We start from the raw sequence: 10,188 nt of genomic DNA, 5'->3' as shown, positions 1-10,188 counted from the left end.
TGGGCGGCTTCGGAAAGCTCTGCAGAGTCAGGATGCTTTCCTTATCTTGCCATGGAACGCCAAGATAAACAGCCAAGCGCTTACGTAGGTCTCATCGAGATTGTGTTTCAACTCTAGGACATTGGTTCAACCGGTGGGCAGTGCCGTGCGTTTGGATTTTCGCGGAACTATAGCATCCGTTTCGGTTCCATCCTTCGTATCCTTTGGTCGCAATCAAACTCAAACTGCGCTGATGCCCAAGTGCAAATGATGGACAGCGGACGAGGTATTGCCCGCCGTCCAGATGTGAAATAAATTTCACCTTATGATATTTTTCTAACAGCTCGTTGACCGGTTTCATTTTGCCTCCTACCAATCAAGGGCGAAGTTTCTTGCGGTACCTGAAATAAATACCGCAGCTCGGCACATTCGTGCCATCGTGAAAAGGATCTTCAATTCAGATGCTCTAGGGAGGAGTAAGATGATGAAGCATAAAGTTACTGGAATTCTGGCGTCTCTCGCCATGACGGCCTCGGTTATTTCCGTTTCCTCGGCACAGGCCGAAGGCGGACTGCGCTGTGAACCGGGAGAGACATATATCATGAACGTCATGGTCTCGGGGCACCCTTATTGGGTTCCGGTCTACCAGGGGTTCAAACAGGCCGCTGAGGCCTTTGGCTGTGAGACCGTGTTCTCGGGTACTCCGGACTATGACATCACCAAACAGATCGCGTCGTTTGAACAGGATATGGTCAAACAGCCGGCTGGCATTCTGGTGCATCCGATGCAGTCGGACCCGTTTATTGAGCCAATCGATCGTGCAATCGACAGTGGCACCGAAGTGGCAACCTTTGCGGCGGATTCGCCCAAGTCAAAGCGCACCGCCTACATCACGTCGGATAACCTGGCTGAGGCCAAGTTTGCTGCTGAAGAGATCGTAAGCCAGATTGGTGACAGTGCTGAATTTGCGGTGTTGGAGAACCCAGGTCAGTCCAACCACGATCTGCGCGTCACCGCATTGCTGTCCTATATGGAAGAGCACTATCCCAACATGAAGTTGGTGGGACGTCAGGCTACCAATCAGGACAGCACCGCTGCCTACCGCGCGACTGCATCTATCTTGCAGGCCAACCCAAATCTGGGCGCGTTGTGGATCCCCGAGGCAGGTTCGGCCGAAGGTGCAGTTGCCGCCATTCTGGAAGCCAAAGCCGAGGTTTTGGTGATGCATGCAGATATTACTCCAACCACGCTGGAGCATATCAAGGCAGGCAACATCCACATGGCGCTGAATCCGAACCAGGCCATGCAGGGGTTCATGGGCTTTATGTCCACATTCCTGGCGGCACATTCCGAAGTCTTTGATCCGTTCAACGACTACAAGGTATCAGGATATAACCCGATGCAAATTCCTTTTGTTGACAACGGTTTCTCCGTCATCACCAAAGAGAATGCAGATAGCTTTGATTTGAATGTCTACATGGATGGTCGCGATCCCAGCTGATTGTTGACCAAAATATTCTTGATGGGCCGTCTGCCAATTGCGGCCCATCACATTCTGAAATTTAAATGGACTGAATTCCGCCCATGCCAGACAACGTGATCCTCAGAATTTCGAATGTCAGCAAGTCCTTTGGTGCCATTCGCGCCCTTCGGGGTGTTGATTTCGAACTGCGGCGCGGTGAAATCCATGCATTGGCAGGTGAAAATGGGGCAGGGAAGTCCACCCTGATGAATGTCATCGACGGCATTTTGAAGCCTAACAGCGGTGAGATCATCTGGGATGGAAAACCTGTACGGATCAGCTCTCCGACCAAGGCGCAGAAGCTGGGTATCGGCTTCGTGCATCAAGAGATTGCCCTGTGCCCGGATGTTTCTGTAGCTGAAAATATATTCATGTCGACCACCAATATTAGCCGATCGTTCTTGATGGATTACAAAGGGATTGAGGCCAAGGCACGCGATGTGTTTCGACAGCTCAGCGATATTGATCCCTCTGTTTTGGTGCGGGACCTGTCGATTTCGAACCAGCAACTAGTTGAGATCGCCAAGGCGTTAACGCTGGATTGTAAGGTCTTGATCCTTGATGAGCCCACGGCGGCGCTGACTGAGAAAGAGGCGCAGGTGCTGTTTGGTATCATGCGGCGGCTGGCCGACAGCGGTATCGCAATCATTTACATTTCACACCGCATGGTCGAGATTTTTGACAATTGTGATCGGGTAACGGTATTTCGCGATGGTCAGTATATCACCACGCGTGATGTGGCCGAGATTGAACCTGCGGATGTGGTCAACGCCATGGTGGGGCGGGTGATCGAGAACCTGTATCCGGAGAAACAGGCGCTTGCGGAGAGGTCTCAGGAGATCATCCTAGATGTGCAGGGGCTGACGGATAACAAACGATTCAGCGATGTCTCGTTTCAGTTGAAAAAGGGTGAGATCCTCGGCATTGCCGGGTTGATCGGCTCGGGGCGCAGCGAGATCGTCAAAGGCATTTGCCGGTTGGATGGTGATGTTTCCGGTGATGTTTACTTGAATGGCGAGCCGCTTGATCTGAAACACTATCAAGACAGCATTGCCGCTGGCATGGTCTACCTGTCCGAAGACCGCAAAGGCGACGGTATCTTTTTGGATATGCCGATCTCTAACAATGTGTCCGCCCTGAAACTGGACCAAGTGGCTAGCCCGTTGGGACTGATCAATCGCGAATTAGAGGACGGACAGGCCGAACGACTGGGCAACAAGCTGAACCTGAAATGCGGTCAGTTATCAGACCCAGTGTCGTCACTGTCGGGTGGCAATCAGCAAAAGGTCGCAATTGCCAAGATGCTGTCGGTGAACCCTAATCTTATCTTTCTGGATGAACCCACGCGCGGTGTTGACGTCGGCGCTAAGGCTGAAATCCACCGCATCCTGCGCGATCTCGCCCGCAGTGGAGTGGGCATTGTGGTGATCTCGTCTGAACTGCCCGAGCTAATCGGGGTCAGCGACCGGGTGCTGGTGGTCCGCGAGGGGCGCATCGGCGGGGTGGTCGAGGGCGACATGATTACTGAAGAAAACATTATGCATCTGGCCTCGGGCCTGGATGCCCAAGAATTGACGGGCTGAGGGAGAGCACGGTGGATAACTCGATGGAAATAACAGCTTCGGCACCTGCAGAGCCAACGACCAGCACGTTGCACAAATTGCTGCGGATGCGCGAAACAGGGTTGATTGCAATCATTCTGGTGATGTTTGTGATTATGTCCTTTGCCTCGCCGTATTTTCTGACCTGGGTGAATATGCGGGCCATGGTGATGGCATTTGCGGTCGAAGGCATCGTGGTGGTTGGAATGACCATCTTGCTGATTTCGGGCGGGATCGACCTGTCGGTTGGATCTGTCACAGCGCTGTCGATGGTGATTGCCGGGTGGCTGTTCTTGCAAGGGATTGACCCTTGGGTGGCCTCGGCCATTGCGATTGCGGCCTGTACTGCCATTGGGGCCTTTATGGGGTTCTTTGTCACCCGGGTTGGTCTGCATCATTTCATTGTATCGCTGGCCATCATGGTGATTGCACGGGGGGCCTGCTTGCTGGGCACAGGCGGGCGACCACTGGGGCTGTACACCCTACCGCCAGAGTTCAAATTCATTGGTCAGGGCACAATCGGGCCAATCCCGCTGGTGATTATCATTTTCCTGGTGGTGGTTCTCGTGTTCGACTTCATGCTGCGCCGCACCACTGTATTTCGCAAAGTTTTCTATACCGGCAGCAATGAAAAGGCCGCTGCCTATTCCGGTATCCGCACTAAAAAGGTGATCTTTCTGACCACTACCCTGTGTTCAGCATTGGCTGGGTTTGCGGGCATTATCTACATGGCGCGGTTTGGCTCGGCACAACCCACCTTTGGGCTGGGGATGGAACTGAACGTGATCGCGGCCGCTGTGATTGGTGGCGCCAGCCTGACCGGCGGCTCCGGCACCATATTTGGCGCCATCCTCGGTGTGGTGCTGCTCTCGGTGGTGTCCAGCTCGCTCGCTCTGTTGGATGTTTCGGTCTACTGGCAGGACATCATTCGCGGCTCGATTTTGTTGGCGGCGGTGTCGGTTGACCACTACCTGCACAAGAAACGCGGATAGGGGAGGGCAGAGACATGTCAGAACGTATCCCAGATTTCGAACTCTCTCGGCAGATCCATACGGTATTGGTGTTGCATTTCGTCGAAGGCCTAAAGCAGTCAGAGATTGCTAAGCGGCTGAACCTGTCAACGTCCAAGGTGAACCGGTTGATTGCGCAGGGGCGCAAGCAGGGCATGGTCAAGATTGACGTCACAAGCCCGTTTCAGCGGCTGGCAGATCTGGAAAACCGCTTGGTTGGGGCAACCGCGCTTAATGGTGCGATGGTGACACCAACAGTGTCGGGCAATCCGAACACCACGCTACAGCAGGTTGGCCGGGCGGCTGCAAATTTGCTGCTTGAAACCATCCGTGATGGTGATGTCATTGCGATCACCGGCGGCAAGGCGGTGAGTGCGGTGGTCGAGAACCTGTCACCTGAGCGTAATATAGATGTGACTGTCGTGCCGCTGACTGGCGGGGTGCAGGGCAAGTTCTATACCGATGTGAACCATCTTGCGACGCAAATGGCCGAAAGGCTGGGTGGCACACCGATGCTGATCCACGCGCCGCTGTTTGCCGAAAGCCGCAACCAGCGCGACATGCTGAAAAGCATGGCCTCGACCAAAGAGGTGTTCGATCTGGCGCGCCGCGCCAATGTGGCGCTGGTTGGGGTTGGTTCGGTCGAACCACGCGGGTCCAGTTATTACGACCTGAACCCAGTACCTGAGGCGGACCGCAAGATGCTGGTCGGCATGGGGGTGGCGGCAGAATTCATGGCACACCTGATCGGGGAAAACGGACGTCTTGCTGAATATGAGCTGAACTCGCGTCTGGTGGCATTGGATCCGAGCGAGCTGGAAGCCTGCCGCACCGTGATCGGCATTGCCGCCGGGGAACAGAAAACACGGCCCATACGGGCAGTCCTGAACGGAAATTTCCTGGATTCACTGGTCCTGGACGAAGAGACCGTCAACGCGGTGCTCGAGACTATGGAAAGGTCAAAACATGTCGCATGAAATGCTAACACGCCCAATTGGGGCATCCGGGATCGAAGCCTCGGTGATTGGTCTGGGCACGTGGGCCATTGGCGGCTGGATGTGGGGCGGCACTGACGAAGCGAAGTCAATCGAAGCAATCCAGACCGCAGTAGACGAAGGTGTCACTCTGGTCGACACTGCGCCTGCTTATGGTCAGGGATTGGCCGAGGAGATTGTCGGCAAGGCCCTTGTTGGGCGCCGTAATAAGGTTGTGTTGGTGACCAAATGCGGGTTGGTCTGGCATAGTCAGAAAGGCAACCATTTCTTCGACTATGACGGTCAACCTGTGCACCGCTATCTGGGGAAAGATGCGATCATCTATGAAGTTGAGCAAAGCCTGACACGGCTGAAAACCGACTATATCGATCACTACATCACCCACTGGCAGGACCCGACCACCCCCATCGCCGAAACGATGGAGGCGCTGGAAACGCTGAAGCAGCAGGGCAAAATCCGCTCGATTGGGGCAAGCAACACCAGTGCAGAAGATGTGGCTGCCTATGTTGCGGCGGGGCAGCTGGATGCGATCCAAGAAGAATACAGCATGGTCAAACGCGACATCGAGACCTCGCTGTTGCCATTGTGTGCCGAGAATGGCGTGTCGGCGTTAAGCTACTCGTCGCTGGCACTGGGGCTGCTAAGTGGCAAGGTTGGACCGGACCGGGAATTTACGGGCGACGATCAGCGCAAGGATAACCCGCGCTTTTCAATGGCAAACCGGCAAAAGATTGCAACCTTGATGGTAGAGATCGCGCCTGTTGCCGATGCCCATAACGCGACCTTGGCGCAGACGGTGATTGCCTGGACTGTCCAGCAACCCGGCATCACCTTTTCACTCTGTGGTGCCCGCAACGCGGACCAAGCCCGCGAGAATGCCGCCGCAGGACGCATCAGACTTTCACAACAGGACATCGCAACCATTACCGCAGCCGCCGGGACACATTTGACCAACCTCGACGGCTAACCAGAACTGAAAACCAAAACCAAGAAACGTCAGAGGGCTACTCTGGCGAACGGAGAAGTTATGTCTGCGCAACGACACAACAGCTTTCAGCGCATCCGCGATAACGGTGCCTTTGACGTCATCGTCATCGGCGGCGGTATCAATGGGCTGGGCGTCTACCGCGAGTTGGCCGTGCAAGGGCTGCGGGTGCTGCTGGTCGAGCGCAAGGATTTCTGTTCAGGCTGTAGCGCGGCACCGTCGCGGATGATCCACGGCGGGTTGCGGTATTTGGAGAATGGCGAGTTTGATCTGGTACGCGAGTCACTGGCAGAACGGGATGCGCTGTTGCGCAACGCACCGCATATGGTGCGACCACTGCCAACCACGATACCGATCACCTCGTTGTTTTCCGGGTTGTTTAATGCGGCGGCCAGTTTTTTTGGCGGCTCGGGCAAGCCGTCGAACCGTGGCGCATTGCCGATCAAGGCCGGTTTGACCCTATATGATTTGGTGACCCGCAAGCGTCGGATCTTGCCCAAACATAAGTTTCGCAGCGCCAAATCAACCTGGAGGCAGTGGCCAAATCTGACCCGCAAGCTGTTGTTCTCGGCCACCTATTACGATGCCTGGATTTCACATCCCGAACGGTTAGGGGTGGAGTTGATCACTGATACTGAAAAGCTGGCTCCAGACTCAGTTGCAGTGAACTATGCTGAATTGAACCCAATGGATGGGGCGTTTTCAGTAACCGACCGGGAAACTGGAGATCAATTACCGGTGACGGCGCGGGCGGTGGTGAATGCTTCTGGGGCTTGGCTGGACGAAGTAATTGCGCAGCTGTCACCACAGGAAGCCAAACCAACACCCCTGGTGTCCGGCACCAAGGGGTCACATCTGATTCTGGAGAACCCGGCACTGCTGAAGGCGTTGGATGGTCACATGATGTATTTTGAAAACACTGATGGCCGGGTTTGCATTGTGTTTCCCTATTTGGGCAAGGTGCTGGCTGGCTCGACTGATATCCGGGTGACCGCTGCCTCGCGGACCCGCTGCGAGCCGGAGGAAATGGACTATATCCTTACGTCACTTCGATTGATTTTTCCTGATGTGCCGGTGAGCGAGGATGAAGTTGTGTTTAGCTACAGTGGCATTCGACCGCTTCCGTCCAGCGATCATGATTTTACTGGTCGCATTTCACGTGGGCATTTCACCCATAAAATTGACGGCACTGTGCCGCAGTTCTGTATGGTGGGGGGCAAATGGACGACCTTTCGCGCCTTTGCGCAACAGACAGCGGACGAGGTGCTGGCCGAACTGGATGAGCCTCGAAAGCGGGATACAATTGATCTGCCCATTGGTGGCGGGGCTGATTACCCGGCGGGCGATGGCGCGATGGCGCGGGCGCTGATGCATGAGTTTTCACCATCGGCAGACCGGGCCGAGCATCTGGTGCAGGCTTATGGAACCCGATCACGTGAGCTTATGAGATATAGCATTGCCGGTGGGGATGATCAGACGCTGGCGTCGGATTGTCCCTATACAGCCTCAGAAATCAGGTTTCTGGTGCAACGGGAACATGTTGTGCACCTGTCCGACATCGTGCTTCGACGCACCGATCTGGCCATTACGGGCCGGTTAAGCCTTTCACTGATTGATACCATCGCAGACCTGATGGCTAAGGATCTGGATTGGAACCAAGATCAAATGGCCGCTGAGCGGGCAACGTTGTTGGATGAGTTGGTAAAATTCCACGGTGTCTTGCTGTCAGAGCAAGAGCCGAATGCAAAATCAAGGAGAATGGAATGCGTGTAAGCACCAAAGCCCGCATGAATCGGATGTTCACCAATGGTGGCTGTCTGGATGTCGCGATTGATCACGGGGTCTGTAACGAACCCAGTTTTATGGTTGGGCTAGAAGACATGGGCGGTGTGGTGAACACTCTGATCGATGCCCGCCCTGATGCGATTCAGATGGCCTATGGTCAGGCTGATCTGCTGCAAGCTCGGCCTGAGAAGGACAAACCGGCGCTGGTGATGCGGATCGACATGGGTAACCCCTATAACGATCAACGTCACCGGGTGATGTGGTCGCTGCTGCAAAACGCGGAAGAGCCGATTATTGGAGCGCTGGAAATGGATGCGGCTGCGGTGGTGGTCAACCTGTTCATGCTGCCGGATGAGCCCGAGCTGTTCCGCCAATGCGTCGAAAACATCTCAAAGGTGCGGGCGGCTTGTGAAAAATACGGCATGCCATTGATGATCGAGCCTCTGGTGATGCTGCCCAATGACATTCGTGGTGGCTATCAGGTGGATGGCAATGCCGACAAGATCGTCACGCTGACCCGGCTGGCCAGTGAAATGGGCGCGGACATCATTAAGGCCGATCCAACCGAACATGCCGAGGATTTTCATCGAGTTGTCGAAGCAGCCCGTGTGCCGGTTCTGGTCCGTGGTGGTGGTAAGGAAGACCTGAAAACCGTTCTGACTAAGTCTGCTGCGTTAATCAATCAAGGTGCCAAGGGCATGGTCTATGGCCGCAATATCTATCAGCATGACAATCCAAAAGCCGTGGTCGCTGCATTGATGGCGATGATCCACAATGGCGCCAGTGGCGAAGAAGCATGGGACATTTACAATCGTGAGTGATCAACAGAGATATCTGCTGGGGCTGGATGCGGGCAACACTGTGATCAAGGCAGTGTTGTTTGATCTCCATGGACGTCAGGTGGCAATGCATGCGTTGGATGGGCAATCCTCCACGCCGCAGCCGGGATATGTTGAGCGTGACCTGAACGAGTTGTGGGCCAATGCTAAAACCGCGATCCGCAACTGTATTGATGCGGCCGGTATCGAGCCAAGCCAGATTGCATCGGTTGGCTGTGCCGGTCATGGCAATGGTCTGTATCTGGTGGATCGTGATGGTGAACCACTGATCGGCATTCAGTCACTGGATACCCGTGCGGCGGATCTGGCGGCGGAACTGGCCGAGGTACAAGGTGATGCAATGCATGAGCTTTGCTTGCAAAAACCCTGGCCCTCGCAAACGCCTGTGTTGTTGGCCTGGATCAAACGCCACCGCCCTGAAATCTATGCGCAGGTTGGGTCTGTGATGCTGTGCAAGGACTTCATCAACTTCAAATTGACAGGTCTACGCACAAGCGACATTTCGGACATGTCAGGCTGTGGGCTGCTGCGGATGCCAGATTGCGTTTATGATGACGATCTGCTGGCGCTTTATGGGCTTGAGGACGCTTGCGGCATGTTGCCCAGGTTGTTTGATCCCGCTGATGTTGCGGGCACAGTCAGCACCCAGAGTGCCGAGGCCACAGGATTGGTCGATGGCACACCCGTGGTGGGTGGGTATTTTGACGTGGTCTCTAGCGCGATGGGATCCGGGGTGGTTGAGGCAGGACAAGCCTCGATCATCTGTGGCACCTGGAGCATCAATCAGGTGTTTTCATCCGAGCCTGTGGTGGATCCGGGTGTGTTCATGGTTGCTGGTTTTGGCCGCGCCCGATTTGTGAATATCGAGGCCAGCGCGACCTCGGCTGCCAATCTGGAATGGTATGTTCGTGAATTCATCGAACGTGGCGAACACCATGACGACCCGTTTGGATACTGCAACGCAAAGGTGGGAGAGGTCACGCCGGCGGCAGACGATCCGTATTTCCACCCCTTCCTATATGGATCAGGGCAGGGGGCAGAATATCGCGCTGGGTTCTATGGCATTGCCGGCTGGCATGGCGAAGGTCACATGCTGCGCGCACTGTTTGAGGGCGTGATGTTCGAACACCGCCGCCATATCAAGGTGCTGCGTGGTGCTGGGGTAGCATTCAACTCGGCGGTGCTGTCCGGCGGTGGGTCCCGCAGTCCGGTCTGGCCACAGATGTTTGCCGACGGGCTGGGTGTGCCGGTGACGGTAGCCGAAGCACAGGAAACCGGTGCCTTAGGGGCTGCCATCGGCGCAGGTCTGGGAGCTGGGTTGTTTGCCGATTACGAGGCTGGCATCGCGGCAATGACCCGCAGTCGCGCGTCGTTCACGCCGGATGCAGCGATGCAGTCCCATTATGACACACGCTACAGCCGATATCTGCAGTTAAGCGAAGCCATGAAACCGCTGTGGACCCAGTCCTGAC

8 protein-coding genes are annotated in these 10,188 nt (G+C 55.3%); all 8 read left to right on the top strand.

The genetic code is table 11. The features are described 5' to 3' along the window. The first annotated feature begins 463 nt into the window (after positions 1-463). The 8 genes from FEE96_RS05690 to FEE96_RS05655 all read left to right on the top strand — a co-directional run bounded on the left by FEE96_RS05690 (position 464) and on the right by FEE96_RS05655 (position 10,187). Complete coding sequence (locus FEE96_RS05690) at positions 464-1,480, top strand: substrate-binding domain-containing protein (protein WP_138162041.1); 1,017 nt, start codon at positions 464-466, stop codon at positions 1,478-1,480. 83 nt (positions 1,481-1,563) lie between these two features. Continuing rightward, positions 1,564-3,084: a sugar ABC transporter ATP-binding protein gene (locus FEE96_RS05685; protein WP_138162040.1), complete on the top strand. Its 1,521-nt coding sequence runs from the start codon at positions 1,564-1,566 to the stop codon at positions 3,082-3,084. A gap of 23 nt (positions 3,085-3,107) precedes the next feature. Next, entirely contained in the window at positions 3,108-4,094 is a 987-nt protein-coding gene (locus FEE96_RS05680) for an ABC transporter permease (RefSeq protein ID WP_138162039.1), read from the top strand. 14 nt (positions 4,095-4,108) lie between these two features. Next, entirely contained in the window at positions 4,109-5,089 is a 981-nt protein-coding gene (locus FEE96_RS05675; RefSeq protein ID WP_138162038.1) for a sugar-binding transcriptional regulator, read from the top strand. Beyond that, on the top strand, positions 5,079-6,074 hold the full coding sequence (locus FEE96_RS05670; protein ID WP_138162037.1) for an aldo/keto reductase: 996 nt from the start codon (positions 5,079-5,081) through the stop codon (positions 6,072-6,074). Before FEE96_RS05675 ends, FEE96_RS05670 begins: the two co-directional genes overlap by 11 nt. A 60-nt stretch (positions 6,075-6,134) precedes the next feature. Next, positions 6,135-7,865, top strand: a complete 1,731-nt coding sequence (locus FEE96_RS05665) for a glycerol-3-phosphate dehydrogenase/oxidase (protein ID WP_138162036.1) — start codon at positions 6,135-6,137, stop codon at positions 7,863-7,865. Beyond that, positions 7,856-8,698, top strand: coding sequence for a class I fructose-bisphosphate aldolase (locus FEE96_RS05660; protein WP_138162035.1), 843 nt, complete (start codon positions 7,856-7,858; stop codon positions 8,696-8,698). The genes FEE96_RS05665 and FEE96_RS05660 overlap by 10 nt, the downstream gene beginning before the upstream one ends. Next, complete coding sequence (locus FEE96_RS05655; RefSeq protein WP_212744740.1) at positions 8,691-10,187, top strand: FGGY-family carbohydrate kinase; 1,497 nt, start codon at positions 8,691-8,693, stop codon at positions 10,185-10,187. Before FEE96_RS05660 ends, FEE96_RS05655 begins: the two co-directional genes overlap by 8 nt. Position 10,188 lies beyond the last annotated feature (1 nt).

Origin of the sequence: Parasedimentitalea maritima, assembly GCF_005771405.1 — a bacterium.
GTDB lineage: Bacteria > Pseudomonadota > Alphaproteobacteria > Rhodobacterales > Rhodobacteraceae > Parasedimentitalea > Parasedimentitalea maritima.
Note: the sequence above shows the minus strand (reverse complement) of the source record. Positions and strands in the feature narration are given on the sequence as shown.